Genomic DNA, 16,715 nt, shown 5'->3' with positions numbered 1-16,715 from the left:
AATTTAGAGGATTGTAATTATGCCTAGATTGACGGTTCCACCCAATTTCACAGGCACTGCTGGTGACGACACAATAATAGGAGAAGATTTAAATAAATCTCCAGCAATTGGGATTGATATTTTAACTGGAGGTTTCATTGATACAGGCTTAGGAAAGGACACCATTAAGGGCAACGCCACTGGCGGTAAAGGGGCTGATGGTGTTATCGGTAAGAACGCCAATGGCAGCGAAGGCGGTGCTGGAATCGGCATCAGCAATAATGGCAATCTGAATGCAGGGCCCTGCGACGACGCTATCATCAGCAAGGGTATTGGGGGTCGTGGAGGCAACGGCGCGGATGAGGAGTTTACTTTAGGATCTGGCAATTTTGGCGGCAACGGCGGTGCAGGGATAGGCATCAGTAACATTGGCATCCTTAATACTGGGTTGGGAAACGATACTATCATCAGCAATGGCACTGGCGGCAACGGCGGCAACGGCGGCGGTCTCAGTTCCATTGGCGGCAACGCTGGATTTGGGACTGGCATCAGTAACAGTGGCAAACTGAATACTGGGTTGGAGAATGACACGATCGCTGGCACCGGTCAAGGCGGCATTGGTGCTGACAATCGCTTTGGCGGTGGTGGTAGATTGGGGACTGGCATCAGCAATACTGGGCAACTGGATACCGAAGACGGAAATGACGCGATCGCTGGCATCGGTATAGGGGGCATTCCCGGCACTGGAGTTGGACCCGGCGCAGGCGGTGTAGGGATTGGCATCAGCAATAATGGCAGTCTCAATACAGGCTCAGGAAATGACACGATCACTGGCACTGGCACTGGTACTGGTGACGACAGCTATGGCGGTGGCGGTACTGGAACTGGCATCAGCAACACTGGGCAACTGGATACTGGGGACGGAGAAGACGCGATCGTAGGCACTGGAACTGGTACTGGCAGCTTCTTTGACGACGACAAAATTGATGAAACTGGCATCCAGAACATGAAAGGTGCTACCATCACCACAGGACAGGGCAACGACACAATTACTGGTTCTGGCAACGGTTTAGCTTACAACCTTACCGTCAGAGGCATCTCCAACGATGGGGTAATTGATACTGGCAGTGGTTGTGACATCATTACAGGATTTGCTAGTACAACAATTGGTGGTGTTCCTTATGACAGTGGTAGTGCCATAGGCATTTTTGGACAAGGAACGATCCGGACTGGCGATGGCAATGACACTATCATCGGCACTGGTACCGGCGCTAACAGCGAAAAAGGCGATTACTATAGTAACCGTGCTAAAGGCTGCACTGGAACAGGTATTAGTAATAATGGCAATCTGAATGCAGGGGATGGGAATGACACTATCACTGGCACAGGAAAGGGCGGTAATGGTGCTAATGGCGATCAGGGCGGTAATGGCGGTAATGGTGGCACTGGAACAGGTATCAGCAATAATGGCAATCTGAATGCAGGGGATGGGAATGACACTATCACTGGCACAGGAAAGGGCGGTAGAGGTGGTACTGGCAAAATGTCAGGCGCAAATGCCACTGCCTATGGCATCTCAAACGACGGAGTAATTGATACTGGCAATGGTTGTGACATTCTTACCGGACAGGCTACAGCAACAATTGGTGGTACTGCATACGGCATTTATGGAAAAGGAACTATCAAGACTGGCGATGGCAATGACTTTATTACATCCACCAGTACCATCGATGGAGTTAAACAAAAAGTTACTATTGGTAGCGGTATCAACATTGATCTAGGCACTGGAAATGATTACTTCAAAGGGTTTGGGACTGGGACTGTGGATGGTGGAAAAGGTTTTGATACCTTAGACCTCAGTACTTTCAATCGTTCTGAACTCACTTTTTCTGGTCTAATTTCGGGCAATGCCCTAAACCCAGCTAACATCAGCTTCAATAACAATGGAAATGTTATTACACTGACCACAACAGGTTTTGAGAATTTTATCTTTGCAAATGGCTCTTTGGACTACAGCACTTTGGTCTAAAGTAAGGGGGAGGTAGTGTAATTGCTTCAAAGCTAATTGGATTTGACAAAGAAGATTGGAGATTGAAAATTGCAGATTACAGATTGAAGTTTTTGGTACAAGCCCCGTCCCTCATGGACGGAATAAATCTCAAATCTACTTTTCTTTAATCAGAGAAGCTGCATCCACTATGCAGGGTGCAGTCAATCTCAAATCTACAATCTCAAATCTACAATTGTTTGACAGCGATTACCTTATTGACAAGCCTCAATCTAGAAGAGTTTGGTGGTCGTGTATCAGATTTTGACGAAGGGCGCCCTTCGTGCGATCGCAGCAATTGACGAATCTGTAGTGACTCTGGTGAAAAGTTACGTGCTCTTTGCTCGTTTTAGCTCTCGTGGGCAAGCAAACTTTGCCGATAAACTTTTGTCAGCCATGCGCTATCAGTTTGGCGGGCATGATGAAAAAGCTAATTTTTAAAGAGGTTAGTCATAGAAACTCCTGATTCATATCATGTCCGGTTAATTAGTTATAATTACCGTAATCTATGCAGAAACCGGAAAACCCTCTTTCCCCCTGCCCCCTGCCCCCTGCGGTCTTAGTGATAAGTCTTTCACCGGACACGATATCAGACGCACTGGTATTTTTTGGGGCAACAGGTGACTTGGACTACAAGAAAATCTTCCCCAGCCTTCAGGCAATGCCCAGATAAGATTTTAACTGTAGAGCTTTGTTTGAAGGTTTCTATTAGCTTGCGATCACTAATCTTTCCACTAAATCTAGGTTTCATCATTTAGCCCCAAATTTTATTTTCTTATTTTATGTAATGTTCAAATCCCAAAATTTTTGGGAATACTAAGTTTACGTTTTTACAAGACATAAATAGATACTTTACAATCCTGGATAAATTGCAATCTCAATAGAGTTAGCATTTATCCAGGATTTTTTATCTGCAATAGGTGAGTTTATTACCCAAGAGTTTGTACTGTACAACACCAAAAGGAAGCTGGCTACTAAGTAAATCTCAGTGATTTTTTCAACATCCTTCGCCTGAAAGGCTTGCCCTGCCATCCGTTGTATCTATGTTGACAGTATTGTTGTTGTTGTCTCCCCATCATATACAATTATTGGGACTAGGACTTGCTTCCGGCGGGATAGATCGTTAATGAGCTTACCCAACCGACCGACATAATCGAGTTTCAAATCAATCTTCGCAAGTAACTTCTGTGCGATGCCTTCGGCAACCCGAAGCGGGAACGCTATGGAAGTAAGTTTTTTTGAGATAGTCACATTCAAATAATTTTTGATAGCAGAGGCGGGAGATCCATCTCAACATTGATAACACAACCGCCTCTGCCGCAACCCTCAAGGGTAGAGTGTCAAAACGAGTTGTTTAATGCCTGGGATTATCGATTTTATCCAGGATAACAATAGCGTCAGCAATTGGTCGCTCTCCAGTAGAATCAGACGGATGGTTAATAAGTTGTTGCTTGCTGGATTTTCGGGCCAGTGAAATCCTTCTCTAAAAGCAGTAATATCTATTTTTCCGTTTCGTAGCAACCTTGGGCCTCCATTAATGACTCCCAGACTCTCATCTCTTCTGGACACGTCCCATCCATTAGCCAAAACACGAGTGTTAATATCAATCTTTGAGCCTAGTTGTGCATAATTGCGTAACCACTCAACAGCATTACCCGTGGCTGATAAGACTGAGCCACTACTGGGAATCTGTCCTCCTCGCTGCTGTCGAAACTCGATGACTTGACCTGATTTATCAAGTACAGCTTCTGCTCCATCACCTGGCTCTGTAGTTTGCCCAAAAACAGGTGTAAATTGAATTAGTTCACTGCTATCTGTGCAAGTAAAGTCATGCTTAGGCTGTTGTGTCGGCAAGTCTCCACCGACACCACCACAACCTCGAATCAAACCGGGAGCAACGCGATTTGGTGAGGTTGGGCAAAAAAGGTGCGATCGCTAAAACACCTTCTAAGTATATTTAAACTATTTATAACTTACTTTGTGATATTACTACATAGAAAGTTTTACTGAAATTTGAAGTGTTGAGACAGACTCGTTTTTTTTGTGACAAAAAAAGGTAGGATTCCCTTTGGAGTAAAGGTTTTGATATCTGACATCAAAACCGGGAATGCCTACACTCAATGAAAAATAACATATATTCTACCTTTGATTTCAGCAAATCATTGTCACACTTTCAAGAAAAAGTTACGAAACTTTTAGAATTAACGAACATATCAGAATTTGATGGACGAGTTTTAAAATTACGTGAGGACAAGATTCGAGAATCTGCATTAATTTTAGCCGGAGAATGTATTGCTTTATTACTTCATAATCTGTCTAAATCTCAATATTTTTTAGAGAAATCAATGCAGCAGACACAAGGATGGTGGCATAAGACAACGCAAAAGCATGGTTATAAAAAGCGACAAATATTAACAGTTGGGAATGTAGAAGTAACTTTAAAACTACCGTATGTAGTTGAACGTATTTATCAACCAAATAAAGATAAAAAGTCTTTGCGCGAAGGATTTTGCCCATTTTTAAAATATTTAGGAATGGCTGAGGGCTTAACCCCGCTTGTTTTATCAACGGTGGCCCAATATGGTGCAATCGCTGGCTCCTTTGAAGCTGCACGTAGAATCCTAATTGATTGGGGAATAAATATTAGCTTAAAACGAATAGAACGACTAACATATTATTTTGGTCAACTGGGAATAGATTTACGTAATAATAAGTTAAATGATTTAAAATCTGGTAATTTATCTAACTTAAATACTCTTCAAGACCAACGTGTTGTAATCGCTGTGGATGGTGGGCGTACACGTATTCGCATACCTAAAAAAGGGAGACGTAGGGTTAAAACTAATCGTAGAGGCTTTACAGGAGAATGGATTGAGCCTAAGCTATTAACTATTTACGTAGTGAATGAGCAAGGTAAAAAAATTAAAGCATCAGATATTCCTATAACCAATGATGGGACTTATGAGGGATATCAAGGATTTTTAGAAATATTAGAGATGTATTTGTTCCGTTTGGGAATTAGTCAGGCAAAACAGGTTTTGTTAATTGCTGATGGTGCTGAATGGATTTGGAAGCATATTCCTCCTTTATTAAAAAAACTAGAATGTCCGCATGAAACTTATCACTTATTAGATTTTTATCATGCTGCCGAGCATTTACAAACCTTCGCTGACGCTGCTTTTAATACAGATAATGAGCGGCAAAGTTGGTTTAAAAAAGCTCGTTCTCTTTTAAGAAAAGGTCATACATTAGATTTAATGAGAAACATGGGTGAATTTATATTATCAGCTAGTGGAGAACGCTGTAAAATTTTGGTACGAGAACGAAATTATATTTTAAAAGCTTACCGACGCAGGCTTTTAAAATATAACGAAGTTGCATCTAAAAAACTCCCTTTTGGTAGTGGCGCAGTTGAAAGTTTAATTCGTCAAGCCATTAACTTATGTATGAAAGGAAACAGTAAGTTTTGGTTAAAAACTAATGCTGAAATTATGTTATATCTCCGATGTCAATGGATAGCTGGACGCTGGGATAATTTTTGTAATTCTGTCTTTAATTCCTTGATCAAGCCTATATCTGCTTGATAAATTTTATACCTTAATTTTAGTCTTAACTGATTAGCTGCTATAATTAAGACTAAGTAATTAAAATTGGAGCTTGCTAGTAATCTTTTTGAGATATCTCATCAAGATAAATTGTCCTATCAATCAGTATATTAATGGCAAATAAAGTTACTTTGTACTTAAATATAATTTTTAGCGATCGCACCTTTTTTGCCCAACCTCACTAAATCGCGTTGCTCCCCTGTTGCTCCTCGTAGCGTTTTCTTTCCCTGTCCTGCCGTTGCCTCTGCCGATAATCCAGCACGTTCTGGATAAACTCGACATCTTGAGTATTGAGCCGATAATATCGAACCCTCTGCCCATCTAAGAGTGGTCGCCGTGACTCAGTAGACAAACCCAGTTGCCAGAGGAATTGCCCCAAAATCCACACTGGAGACTCCAATAGCGGAATGGTCAGATTGAGAATACCTTTAACGTGAGAGGCATTGCGTTTGGAAAACTCAGCCAAAGCCTGAATCATCGGCTCGTCGCCTTTAATCTCAACCCCAGCCATCATAGACATCAGCACAGCCCTGAGTCCCAGCCGATGACGCATCAACCACGCGGTAGAATGATTACTCCAGGAGCGTGCAAATGGCCAAGCGATCACGTTCACTCACTTCTTTTATAAATTGGGTTCATGAATTAAACAGAGTAGAGATTTATTGACAGTCATCAATTTTGATAATAATTAAAATAAATTCGTTATAATCAAACCAATAAATCTGAGAAATAAGAGAATCTAACTGTGCCAATAATAAAAATACCAAAACATTATCTGATATATCAAGATGAAGATTCAATTACAGTAGATATACCAGAATCAATGCTGTTAGATTGGGAAAAAAACTATAAAAAAGTTTCTCAAGCTAAAGGGCTTTTAAAGCATAAAAAAGAAGCCATGTTGGCTCATTTAGATGCTGTACGTCAGGAGTGGGACGGATGAAATACGTATATGATACAAATATTTTTATTTATTATCTTGCGGATGAATCAACAGTTAATTCATTTTTTACAGAAGAATTTCTCAATTTGCACGAAGTTCTGATCTCACCGATTATCCACATAGAATTATTAAGTTTTGCAGGCTTAGAGAAAGAAGAAGAGCAAGCGATCAGAGATTTACTATCCCAGTTTTACTCAGTTCCTTTGTTAAGGGAGATTGAAGAGCAGACAATCCAATTGAAACGACAGTATAAAATTAAGCTTCCTGATGCAATTATTGCTGCTACTGCACTACATAAAGACGCATTTTTGGTTACAAGAAATGCTAATGATTTTCAAGGGATTGCTGAACTAAAAATTCAAAATCCTTTTATTAAATAAGGTAGGGAGAATTTGGTCAGAGCGATGTCTACGACGGTCTATTCGATCTCTACACCGCCATTAACCAATCGCACACCACAGACGTACACCCGCCTCCAAACTTAACCCAAACCTGCCATTGCCCCAAATACCCATTCCAGAACGGTTCACCATCAGCAACACCGACAGAAGAGCCAACGCTGTCTAGCCCAAGCTGCATTTTCACCATCAGCCCCAACAAGCCTTGTGGAGAAAGACTTTCAAGCTATTTAATAAAAGGGGTATTGATTGCGATATGTCAGTGAGCGATCGCATTCGTAGCTGTCTAATGATCCGCGAACGCGAACGCAGAACTTTTCAGTTTACTGAAATTGGCTAAGGTATTAAAAACAATAACTCTATTATATCAGTCCTTTCTTTTAATCCTCTTATTTTGGCTAAGGTATTGTAATTACAAACCTATTCACAGTAACTTATCTGGCGTGATGGGTAAATCACGAATTCGCTTACCTGTGGCATGATAAACTGCGTTAGATATGGCAGCCGCTACCCCAACAATCGGAAGTTCCCCCAGGCTTTTGGTTCCTAGTGCATTCACATAAGGGTCGTGTTCTTCAATGAATTGCACTTCCATGTTGGGGATATCTGCGTGAACGGGAATCAGGTAATCGGAAAGGTTAGCACCAACTATTCTGCCCTGATTGGCATCTATTACAGTTTTCTCCATCAGCGCCATACCAATTCCCCATGTAATCCCTCCTAAAACTTGACTCCGCGCTGTCTTGAAGTTAAGAATTTGCCCTGCATCATAAACGCCTACGCAACGTCTAATTTTGATTTCTCCCAATAATTCATCGACTGCAACTTCGACAAAGATCGCACCAAATGAGTGTTTGGCGTATTCTTCACTTTCTGGATTGAGTGAGGATTCCTCTGTAACTTCTAAATTCTCTAAACCGTGACGATGTAAAATATCGGTGTAACTGTCTCGCTTCGATGGGTCTTGTTTTAAAAATATTTGCCCTGACTCAACGATAATATCTTCTGCTTGAGATGTATAAAGCAGAGAATTTGGATCTTTGATCGCCATTTGAATTATTTTATCCCGTGCAGCGATCGCTGCTTGATGTACCACAGGAGAAACACTACCAACGGTGATTGAGTTACCTGTGATGGGCGCTTTCGGAAAATTGCTATCACCTAATTCAAACTGCACTGGTAAGCCTAATACTTCAGCAGCTACCTGCGTCATAACTGTATAAGTACCTGTACCGATGTCTTGAGTACCACTTTGTACCTTCACTTCTCCACTAGCAAAAATTTTTACTTTGACTGATGCAGTTCTAGAGTTACTGGGAAATGTCGCACTTGCCATTCCCCAACCAATCAGGAAATGATTATCTCGCATAGAACGGGGCATTGAGTTGCGTTGTAACCAACCAAAAATTTCTGCCCCTTTTTGGTAACATTGTTTCAAGGATTTACTTGACCAAGGTAATCCTTTATGCGGCTCGATATCTGCATGATTTATTAATCTTAGTTCAATGGGGTCAATATTTAAGGCATAAGCTAATTCGTCCATTGCCGACTCTAGGGCAAACATTCCCGTCGCTTCTCCTGGACCACGCATAAAAGTTGGTGTACCAGTATTGATGCGTGCCAAACGGTATTTAATTTCCAAATTAGGACAGGCGTACATCATCGTTGTGGCTACGCCAACAGGTTCCACGAAGTCATCAAAGAGGGAAGTTTTGGATGTGCCAATGTGATTGATGACGGTTAATTTGCCTTCCTTGGTTGCACCTAACGTTAGCTGCTGTTGAGTTTGCGATCTGTGTCCGCAAGAGGTGTACATTTGCGATCGCGTTAGCACAACTTTTACAGGGCGTTTTACTTGACGAGATGCGATGGCAGCTAAGATTGTATGTGATCGCAACAGCGCCTTACAACCAAATCCTCCGCCTAAATATTTGGAGATAACGCGCACATTCTCTTGCGGAATATTCAGTACAGATGCGATCGCTTTTTGGGTTGCCGAAATGCCCTGAGTGGTTTCATACAGCGTCAAATTATCCCCTTCCCATATTGCGATCGTTCCAGAAGGTTCTAGGGGATTATGATGTTCCATTGGCGTGGTATAGTCCTGCTCTACCACCACATTTGCTTGAGTTTTCCCTACTTCAACATCCCCTCTGGTAATTTTACTTGGCATCATGCCAAAAAATATTGATTCGGGTTCAAATATCTCTGCGTGTGCCACTGTGATTGTGGGAGCAGCTTCTTGGTAGATAATTTTTACCCTAGAAGCTGCGGTTTCAGCTTGTTCTAGAGTTTGGGCAATTACAATCCCTAGATGCTGACCATCATAGTAAATATTATTGTCTTTTTCGGTTGGCGGGGGTTGTTGAGGGGCAAAGAAGGGTATTTTCAGTAGAGATGGGGTTTGTTGGTAGGTAACGATATCTAGCACACCAGGGACGGTTATGGCTGCGGATATGTCTATTTGGATAATTTTACCGCTTGCGATGGCGCTTTGAAAAATCACTCCATAAGTTAAATTCTTTATTGGCACATCGGCTGTGTAAGGTGCTTCTCCGGTAACTTTGAGTCTCCCATCAACGCGATCAAGTGGTTTACCGATAATTTTATTCATAATTTTTCTGTCAGAACTGAAAGCGCACGTACCAAAGCGCGTTTAACTAATTCAATTTTGAATTCATTGTGTGTTTGCGGTTTCGCTTTTTTAACGGCTATTTCTCCTACGGCTGTAAAGGTAGCTGCGTTAATTGTTTTACCTTTGAGAAATTCTTCAACTTCCCAACCACGCCAAGGTTTGGGTGCTACTCCCCCAAAAGCGATGCGTGCTGATTTAATCATGTCTTGTTCTACCTCTACGGCAACAGCTACAGAAACAAGAGCAAATTCGTAGGAAGCTCGATCTCGGACTTTTAAATAATAGGACTTATATGCAAAATCTGGAATTTCAATGGCAACAATTAATTCTCCAGGCTGTAATAGAGTTTCTTTTTCTGGTGTTTCACCTGGTAAGAGATAAAAATCGTGAATTGAAATGCGACGGGCTTTTTCTAGCCCTTGAATGTAAATCACTGCATCTAATGCTGTCAATGCCACAGCTAAATCTGAGGGATGAACAGCAATACAATCTTCACTCACCCCGAAAATAGCGTGCATCCGATTGTATCCAGAAATTGCAGCACAACCTAAACCTGGAGTGCGTTTATTACAAGCAAAAACCGGATCGCGAAAGTAGCCACAACGGACTCGTTGCAGTAAATTACCGCCTACTGTTGCCATATTTCGCAGTTGCGGTGAAGCACTTTGTAACAATGCTTGGCTAATTACTGGATAACATTCTTGAATTTGGGGATGCTTTGCCACATCACTCATCCGAGAGATAGCACCAATACGGATTCCATTAGCAAGAGATTCAATATCTGTTAAGGGTAAACTATTAATATCGACTAATATATTCGCTGTTTGGACTCCATCTTTCATCAATCCCAGTAAATCTGTGCCACCTGCAATAAATGCAGCATTTGCGTCTTGATTAACTGTTGTGAGCGCAGCATCTTGGGAAGTAACTTTAGCATAACTAAATGGCTGCATTTTCCATTTCCTCCAACACATCCTGAATCGCTGCAATAATATTTGGGTATGCTCCACAACGACAAAGGTTTCCACTCATCTTTTCTCGAATTTCTGCCTCAGATTTTGGTGATTCTTCTAATATCATCCCTACGGCTGATACAATTTGACCCGAAGTGCAGTATCCACATTGAAAAGCATCATGGGTAATAAAGGCTGTTTGCATGGGGTGGAGTTTGCCATCTTGTGCTAATCCTTCAATTGTGGTAATTTCACTACCGATGTGCATTACTGCGAGAGTCATACAAGAGTTGATTCGCCGATTATCAACTAATACAGTACAAGCTCCACATTCGCCGCGATCACAAGCTTTTTTAGTACCCATCAAACCTAGCTTTTCCCGCAGTGCATCGAGTAAAGTAACGCGAGGTTCTAGCTTCAGTGAGCAGGATATATTATTGACATTCAACAATAATTCTCCTTCCTCTGAACCGAATATTTTCACTTCCTGGCTAAGAGGGTCTGAAGTTACTGGGACTAAGGAATTTTCTTTCATGTTTCATGTATATACTAATTACATTCATTACTTTCAATCAAACAGTACTGAGTTAAAAATAAGAATTATTACTCAGCACTGTTTCGCTGACATAATATTCAAGGAAATAGCCTAGACAGGCAATTTAGAGGTTCTTTTGGTAATATTCCTCTATTGCACTACAGCTTTTAATAATGGCGAATCTAACGGTTCAATCCAATCTGCTACTCCATGAGCTAAACCAAGAGTTTAAGTTCCTCCCAATGGTTCAAGCTAATCGTTTAGTGTCTTGGTTTCAATAGATTGTAGCAGCGATCGCATTATTTAAAGTTCTGAAAACTCAGGTTTGCCTTTAAGCGTCTGTTCGGCAATGTCAGACGCTTGGTCGATTAGCTTGATAAATTCTTCTATCTTAGTTTTCATGAAGGACATGAAGAGCTAACTTTTTGGACAAGGACTTTTGGTGAATTTACAAGAGTTTGTCAGATTTGTAAAAAATCCTAACTACGTATAATTTTTATTACTACTAGCAACCGCAAAGCTGATAAGAACTAATTAGAACAATCATTCAGAGTTGATTCTTAAGGAAGATTGACTAAAAAAGTACTTAGCAGTCAAGATAACAACTGTGAAGCTAGCTCAAACGTGAAGATGTCTTTAGGCATGGAGAAAAGACATATATTTGTGAGGATATTTTGATTTCCAATATGAACACAAATCTAACTCAGAAATTATCCAAACCAATAGTAGAGAAAGTTGCTATTGTCGGTGCTGGTCTAGGCGGGTTGGCTTCTGCTATAGCGCTGAAAAGCCAAGGTATAGATGTTCAAGTATACGAAAAAGCCCAAGAGTTTCGTCCCGTTGGAACTGGACTAGGGCTAGCTCCTAATGGGTTGAGTTGTCTAGATGCGATCGCACCGGGAATTGTCGAAACCCTTAAAACTTCAGGATGTGAGGTTCACCATACGGTCTTAAAGAATATTTGGGGAGAAACAATCCGTACTAATGCAACTACATATTTAGAGCAATATGGACAGCCATTATTGACTATTTGGTGGTATCGTCTACAGCAAGTCTTAGCATCGAAATTACCATCTGACATCATTCATCTCAATCATCGCTGTATCGGCTTTGAGCAAAATGAAAACGGTGTGGAAATTCATTTGGATGGCGAAAAATCAGTGTATGCAGATTTGCTGATTGGGGCTGATGGCGTTAACTCTGTAATCAGAGAAACTTTATTTGGTGAGGGTAAGCCTAATTATATTGGTAGTATGTGTTGGCGTGCCGTCATCAAGTATCACCACGAGCTATTTAATGACTATGAATTAGTTTTCGTCAAAGGCAATCAACAGTTCATGTACCTGCTGAATGTAGGCGGCGGCTATACCAGTTGGATTAGCCGGAAATTCTCGCCTGATTACTCTCTTTCCCACAGCGCAGATGAAGTGAAATCTCGCATTCTTCATGAATTAGCTGATTGGGATGAATCCTTTCGCGCGGTGGTCAAAGCGACACCAGCCGAGCAAATTTGGGAAGGGCCGATTTGTGATCGCCCACCGTTAAATCAATGGAGTCAAAACAGAGTCACTCTCTTAGGCGATGCTGCCCATCCGATGGCACCAGCGATGGGACAGGGAGCCAATACCACTTTTGAAGATGCTTATGAACTGCGAGAGTGTTTTGCTGATTCAACTAATTTCCAAGAAGCTTTAACTACCTACGAACAGCGTCGCATTGGACGCACAAAAATCATCCAAGCTCGTAGCGCTTTGGGCGAGATGCGCTACTACGATATCAACACCGAAGTATCTAACGGTCAACAGGAGCAGCAAATTAGCCTTAATAATGATTTTCATAAATGGCTGTATGATTACAAGCCATCGGTAACAATTTAAATTTTAAGAACTCATGAAGAACGTTCATGTCCCAGATAGTTTGAACGCAAACGGCGATTGATGACTTAAATTAACGTGAGTTCGACAGGTTTAAAAAGGCAAAAAGCTTGCTATGTATGGATTTATAAAACTGGGCAGACAAAAAGGTGATCGCTACGATTGATGGAGAATCGGTAAAAAAGTGACAAAAAAAGCCGAGACTCAGAATATCTAAAACAAAAATGAGAGTCTCGGCTATGTCTACCATTGTATCTCGGCTCGACATCACACAAATTTTCTGTGATGTAGATGACTTCTGTAAGCAGTGGGAACAGTTATGGCAGCAAATACCACAGTTACCATCGACAATAGGAAAGCGTCGCAGTCAGTCACGGATGTGTGTATCAGAAGTGATGACAATAGTCATCGCTTTTCATGGCAGTGGTTATCGTACCTTTAAGGAATTTTACACATTGCATGTACTTTCTAGTTGGCGTAGGGCATTTCCCAATCTAGTCAGCTACAACAGATTTGTGGAATTGATGCCGTGGTGCTTAATGCTGTTGTGCTGTTTTTTGCATACAAGAACAGGAGAAATTACGGGAATTAGTTTTATTGATTCAACTCCGATTAATGTGTGCCATAATTGCCGCGCTCATGCACATAAAGTATTTAAAGGATTGGTAAATTGGGGCAAGAACTCTGTCGGTTGGCACTTTGGATTTAAACTTCATTTGATAATTAATGACCAGGGCGAATTGCTGGCATTTAAATTAACTCCTGCCAACGTAGATGACCGCAAGCCAGTGCCAGACATGACTAAAGACTTAATTGGTAAGCTGTTTGGTGACAGAGGATATATCTCTCAAAAGTTATTTGAGGAGTTATATGAGCGAGGCTTACAATTAGTGACCAAATCCAAAAAGAAAATGAAAAACCGTTTGGTGAAACTGATTGATAAAATTTTGTTACGCAAACGTGCTGTCATTGAGTCCGTTTATGACCACCTGAAAAATATATGTCAAATAGAACACTCTCGTCATCGTAGTCCATTTAACTTTTTGGTTAACTTGATAGCTGGTTTAGTTGCTTATAGTTATTTGCCCAAAAAACCGTCAATTGACATTCATCCACAAGATTTACCTGCACTACCTCCTGCCATTTTTTAGTTCTGTCGAACTCACGTTAACAAGGGGCAGATGTTGCCATCGGTGCTGTTGTTAGAAGAACTGAATCTGTTGCAGTTTCTCACACCAGGCGTTCGGTTACGCTCTTCTGACGAGGCAATGCAGGAATTTAAAGCACTGGCACTAAAGCATCGGTATGTTATCAAGAATTACTTGAATGTTACTATCTCGGAAAAACTTACTCCGATAGCGATCGCACAAAAATTACTTGCCAAAATTGATTTGAAACTCGATTACGTTGGTCGGTTGGGTAAGCGTGAAAATCGGGAGTGCGTCTATCGGTTTGTGCCTGTTGATGATCAGCGTGATTCGATTTTTGGACAGTGGTTAAATCGAGATGAATTATTTCAAAATGAGTTGGTGTCAGTCAGGAATAATATAACTAAGTAGGTTGGTGTAAATAATTATTGTTGTAATAAGGCAGGGAGCAGGGGGAGAAAGAGTTTGAGCCTTATTTACTTTTGTTTACATAGTTTGATTTTATTGCACCAACTTACTTACAATTACACCAGTAACTGACACAACATCACTGTCCATATCCCACAATACTGAAGTGGTGTCAGGCACTAATAATATAGTCTTTGCAACACCACTCAGTGACACAGCACCACATACCCCAGAAAATATTGCGATTCTTGGATGGAAGGGGCTAAAGCTGAAGCTGCGGCAAGGCATGAATTGCGCTGGCTCGTTCTACAATCAGCTAGTCTCCACAATCGGCTCGGCTGTTGGCGTTGCTGATGGTGAGCCGTTCTGGAATGCATAAGTTAATAGTTAATTGTCATTCATTATAGGAATGCTCTCATCCGAAAATTAACCCGAACTCAGCTTAATTAATATATATTTTTTATTGAGGAATCGGATTAGCGATCGCACCCTTTTTAGCCGACCTCACAAAATCGCATTGCTCCCTCCTGTCATCTGGGCAAGCTTTTTATAGTCGATTTCTCTATCAGCCATTAATACAGCCAAGCGCCACTTGATCGGCATTGATTCTTCTATTGGTATCACCATATCTAACTTACACCTCCTTGTGTTTGCCCCAATGCTTACTGCGACAGTGGCACAAATCTAGTCAGCTTTAAAATGTGGTTATCTAGTGCTTGCCTAGTCTAAGTAGGTATTGCTAAGTAACCGCACAGAATTATTTACATAAGAGTTTCTAGCCTAGATAAGGGTTCCATGTCTGAATTTTGTGTAATTAATTTTGTTTCACTACTTAGCTTTGCATATTTTAATCTGGCTCGAACTTCAATAAATCGCCTGGATTACAGTTGAGTGCTTTACAAAGTTGATTAAGTGTTTCTCTATCCAATCTCTTGGGCATATCACGGTATGCCTTTAGCTTTGAAATTGTGTTTGGATGAAGTCCTGTAATTTCTGCCAGTTCTCCAGTTTTAATATCACGTTCAAGCATGAGATAGGCCAAGTTCCACTTAATCGTCATTGGGAATAATGCGCTGCACTGCATCTTTAAAATTACCCTTTAACGGATGGAATCTAAACCTAGATTAGCTTTTACTAACCGATATATCAATATTCTAATCGTAATGATTGATAACTAATCTAAACGGTTAGATAATAAAAATAGAGAAAGCGCCCGACTACCAATCTGAAGCGCTTCTCTATGTCCATTAAGACTTTATCAATCATGACATACCAAATCTACAGCCATCAACAGCTGCAACTGAAATCCATTGCCCGACTCAAGCAAATCTACAGCGAAATCGCCTGCACAGTTGAAGTAAACGACAAACGCTGTAAGGATGCCTGGATTAGTGCCATCGTTGATTATCAATCCACCCAAGCTCAGAAAATCGCCCAGGCTGCCCTTGACGAACAAACCACAGCCCAAGCCGAACTTGACAGGTACATCACCAACCAAGCCCAAGCGATCGCTCCTGAAGAACTGACGATAGTTGAAATCTCTTTTGACCACCACGAATATTACGCTGGTAATCAGCTGATAGCCACCATCAGCCATGAGGATGACCACTTAACACAACGTTGGGTAGTCATGATTAACGATAAAGAAGTATTTCGTGCCAACACTCTAATGCGTTGCGATCGCTTCATCTGCACTCACTACAAAGACGGTTCATTACCTGTGCAGGATAAAGAAGCAACACCCCCCACGACCGAAAACCGAATTATGGCGCATATCTTCAACGAGTGCCAGAATTACGGGTTTGAAGTTCTCGATGATGGCATTTACAACAACAAGGGCGTGAAACTGGGGCAAGTCGGATGCACTGACGGGAACTGGTGGGTGAAGAGGCGTTATTCAGTCCAGCAGCAGTATTCTAACTCCGTGCTTGATGCTGTGCGAACGCTGTCGATGGCAGATACTTCATTTGCAACTGAACCCACTCCTGAATACTTGCAGCATCGCCCATTGCAACAGCTGACTACTGACGAATTACAGCAGTTACTAAATGCAGAAGTAGCTAACTGTGAGCAGTTTTTAGACCGCCCTGTTGATGAACTGACCTCCCAGGACTGGGAACGGTTACGGGAATATGAGCCGTACTTGGAACTGGTAGCAGCGTAATTCCAATTCCCAATTCGCAGTTTAAT

At 41.4% G+C, this 16,715-nt stretch carries 18 protein-coding genes; 10 read left to right on the top strand and 8 right to left on the bottom strand.

Going from position 1 to position 16,715, the window contains the following annotated elements; genetic code table 11:
• Positions 1-19 precede the first annotated feature (19 nt).
• Both RMZ43_RS18450 and RMZ43_RS18445 read left to right on the top strand, forming a co-directional pair.
• Complete coding sequence (locus RMZ43_RS18450) at positions 20-2,008, top strand: beta strand repeat-containing protein (RefSeq protein ID WP_428850848.1); 1,989 nt, start codon at positions 20-22, stop codon at positions 2,006-2,008.
• A gap of 264 nt (positions 2,009-2,272) precedes the next feature.
• Complete coding sequence (locus tag RMZ43_RS18445; RefSeq protein ID WP_428850847.1) at positions 2,273-2,467, top strand: hypothetical protein; 195 nt, start codon at positions 2,273-2,275, stop codon at positions 2,465-2,467.
• Between the two features lie 885 nt (positions 2,468-3,352).
• Here RMZ43_RS18445 and RMZ43_RS18440 read toward each other — a convergent pair.
• On the bottom strand, positions 3,353-3,913 hold the full coding sequence (locus tag RMZ43_RS18440) for a hypothetical protein (protein WP_428850846.1): 561 nt from the start codon (positions 3,911-3,913) through the stop codon (positions 3,353-3,355).
• A gap of 233 nt (positions 3,914-4,146) precedes the next feature.
• Here RMZ43_RS18440 and RMZ43_RS18435 point away from each other — a divergent pair, with 233 nt between their 5' ends.
• Positions 4,147-5,610: an ISLre2 family transposase gene (locus RMZ43_RS18435; RefSeq protein ID WP_428850845.1), complete on the top strand. Its 1,464-nt coding sequence runs from the start codon at positions 4,147-4,149 to the stop codon at positions 5,608-5,610.
• A gap of 202 nt (positions 5,611-5,812) precedes the next feature.
• On the opposite strand, the gene RMZ43_RS18430 is transcribed toward RMZ43_RS18435, so the two are convergent.
• Entirely contained in the window at positions 5,813-6,238 is a 426-nt protein-coding gene (locus tag RMZ43_RS18430) for a hypothetical protein (RefSeq protein ID WP_428850844.1), read from the bottom strand.
• Between the two features lie 138 nt (positions 6,239-6,376).
• On the opposite strand from RMZ43_RS18430, the gene RMZ43_RS18425 reads away from it, so the two are divergent.
• Complete coding sequence (locus RMZ43_RS18425; protein WP_100902070.1) at positions 6,377-6,574, top strand: hypothetical protein; 198 nt, start codon at positions 6,377-6,379, stop codon at positions 6,572-6,574.
• Positions 6,571-6,954, top strand: coding sequence for a type II toxin-antitoxin system VapC family toxin (locus RMZ43_RS18420; RefSeq protein WP_428850843.1), 384 nt, complete (start codon positions 6,571-6,573; stop codon positions 6,952-6,954). The genes RMZ43_RS18425 and RMZ43_RS18420 overlap by 4 nt, the downstream gene beginning before the upstream one ends.
• Before the next feature lie 49 nt (positions 6,955-7,003).
• Here RMZ43_RS18420 and RMZ43_RS18415 read toward each other — a convergent pair whose 3' ends face one another.
• The 4 genes from RMZ43_RS18415 to RMZ43_RS18400 all read right to left on the bottom strand — a co-directional run bounded on the left by RMZ43_RS18415 (position 7,004) and on the right by RMZ43_RS18400 (position 11,095).
• Positions 7,004-7,153 (bottom strand): hypothetical protein, encoded by a 150-nt coding sequence (locus RMZ43_RS18415; RefSeq protein ID WP_428850842.1) that lies wholly within the window; start codon positions 7,151-7,153, stop codon positions 7,004-7,006.
• A gap of 243 nt (positions 7,154-7,396) precedes the next feature.
• Complete coding sequence (locus RMZ43_RS18410; protein ID WP_428850841.1) at positions 7,397-9,586, bottom strand: xanthine dehydrogenase family protein molybdopterin-binding subunit; 2,190 nt, start codon at positions 9,584-9,586, stop codon at positions 7,397-7,399.
• Entirely contained in the window at positions 9,583-10,560 is a 978-nt protein-coding gene (locus RMZ43_RS18405) for an FAD binding domain-containing protein (protein WP_428850840.1), read from the bottom strand. Before RMZ43_RS18405 ends, RMZ43_RS18410 begins: the two co-directional genes overlap by 4 nt.
• Positions 10,547-11,095, bottom strand: a complete 549-nt coding sequence (locus tag RMZ43_RS18400; protein ID WP_428850839.1) for a (2Fe-2S)-binding protein — start codon at positions 11,093-11,095, stop codon at positions 10,547-10,549. Before RMZ43_RS18400 ends, RMZ43_RS18405 begins: the two co-directional genes overlap by 14 nt.
• A 686-nt stretch (positions 11,096-11,781) precedes the next feature.
• Between RMZ43_RS18400 and RMZ43_RS18395 the strand changes: the two genes are divergently transcribed.
• The 4 genes from RMZ43_RS18395 to RMZ43_RS18380 all read left to right on the top strand — a co-directional run bounded on the left by RMZ43_RS18395 (position 11,782) and on the right by RMZ43_RS18380 (position 14,904).
• Positions 11,782-12,972 carry an FAD-dependent oxidoreductase gene (locus tag RMZ43_RS18395; RefSeq protein WP_428850838.1) on the top strand — a complete coding sequence of 397 codons (1,191 nt, stop codon included), beginning with the start codon at positions 11,782-11,784 and terminating at the stop codon, positions 12,970-12,972.
• A gap of 236 nt (positions 12,973-13,208) precedes the next feature.
• A complete protein-coding gene (locus RMZ43_RS18390) occupies positions 13,209-14,120 on the top strand; it encodes an IS982 family transposase (protein WP_428850837.1) in 912 nt (303 codons plus the stop codon).
• Between the two features lie 30 nt (positions 14,121-14,150).
• Positions 14,151-14,528 (top strand): hypothetical protein, encoded by a 378-nt coding sequence (locus RMZ43_RS18385; RefSeq protein ID WP_428850836.1) that lies wholly within the window; start codon positions 14,151-14,153, stop codon positions 14,526-14,528.
• A 166-nt stretch (positions 14,529-14,694) separates the two neighbouring features.
• Positions 14,695-14,904, top strand: a complete 210-nt coding sequence (locus RMZ43_RS18380; RefSeq protein WP_428850835.1) for a hypothetical protein — start codon at positions 14,695-14,697, stop codon at positions 14,902-14,904.
• A 125-nt stretch (positions 14,905-15,029) separates the two neighbouring features.
• Here RMZ43_RS18380 and RMZ43_RS18375 read toward each other — a convergent pair whose 3' ends face one another.
• Together RMZ43_RS18375 and RMZ43_RS18370 are read right to left on the bottom strand one after the other, a co-directional pair.
• Entirely contained in the window at positions 15,030-15,152 is a 123-nt protein-coding gene (locus tag RMZ43_RS18375) for a hypothetical protein (protein WP_428850834.1), read from the bottom strand.
• 220 nt (positions 15,153-15,372) lie between these two features.
• Positions 15,373-15,585, bottom strand: a complete 213-nt coding sequence (locus tag RMZ43_RS18370) for a helix-turn-helix domain-containing protein (RefSeq protein WP_190734108.1) — start codon at positions 15,583-15,585, stop codon at positions 15,373-15,375.
• 204 nt (positions 15,586-15,789) lie between these two features.
• Here RMZ43_RS18370 and RMZ43_RS18365 point away from each other — a divergent pair, with 204 nt between their 5' ends.
• A complete protein-coding gene (locus RMZ43_RS18365; protein WP_428850833.1) occupies positions 15,790-16,689 on the top strand; it encodes a hypothetical protein in 900 nt (299 codons plus the stop codon).
• Positions 16,690-16,715 lie beyond the last annotated feature (26 nt).

The organism is Nostoc sp. CmiVER01, assembly GCF_034531135.2.
In the GTDB taxonomy this organism is placed as follows: Bacteria; Cyanobacteriota; Cyanobacteriia; order Cyanobacteriales; family Nostocaceae; genus Nostoc.
Note: the sequence above shows the minus strand (reverse complement) of the source record. Positions and strands in the feature narration are given on the sequence as shown.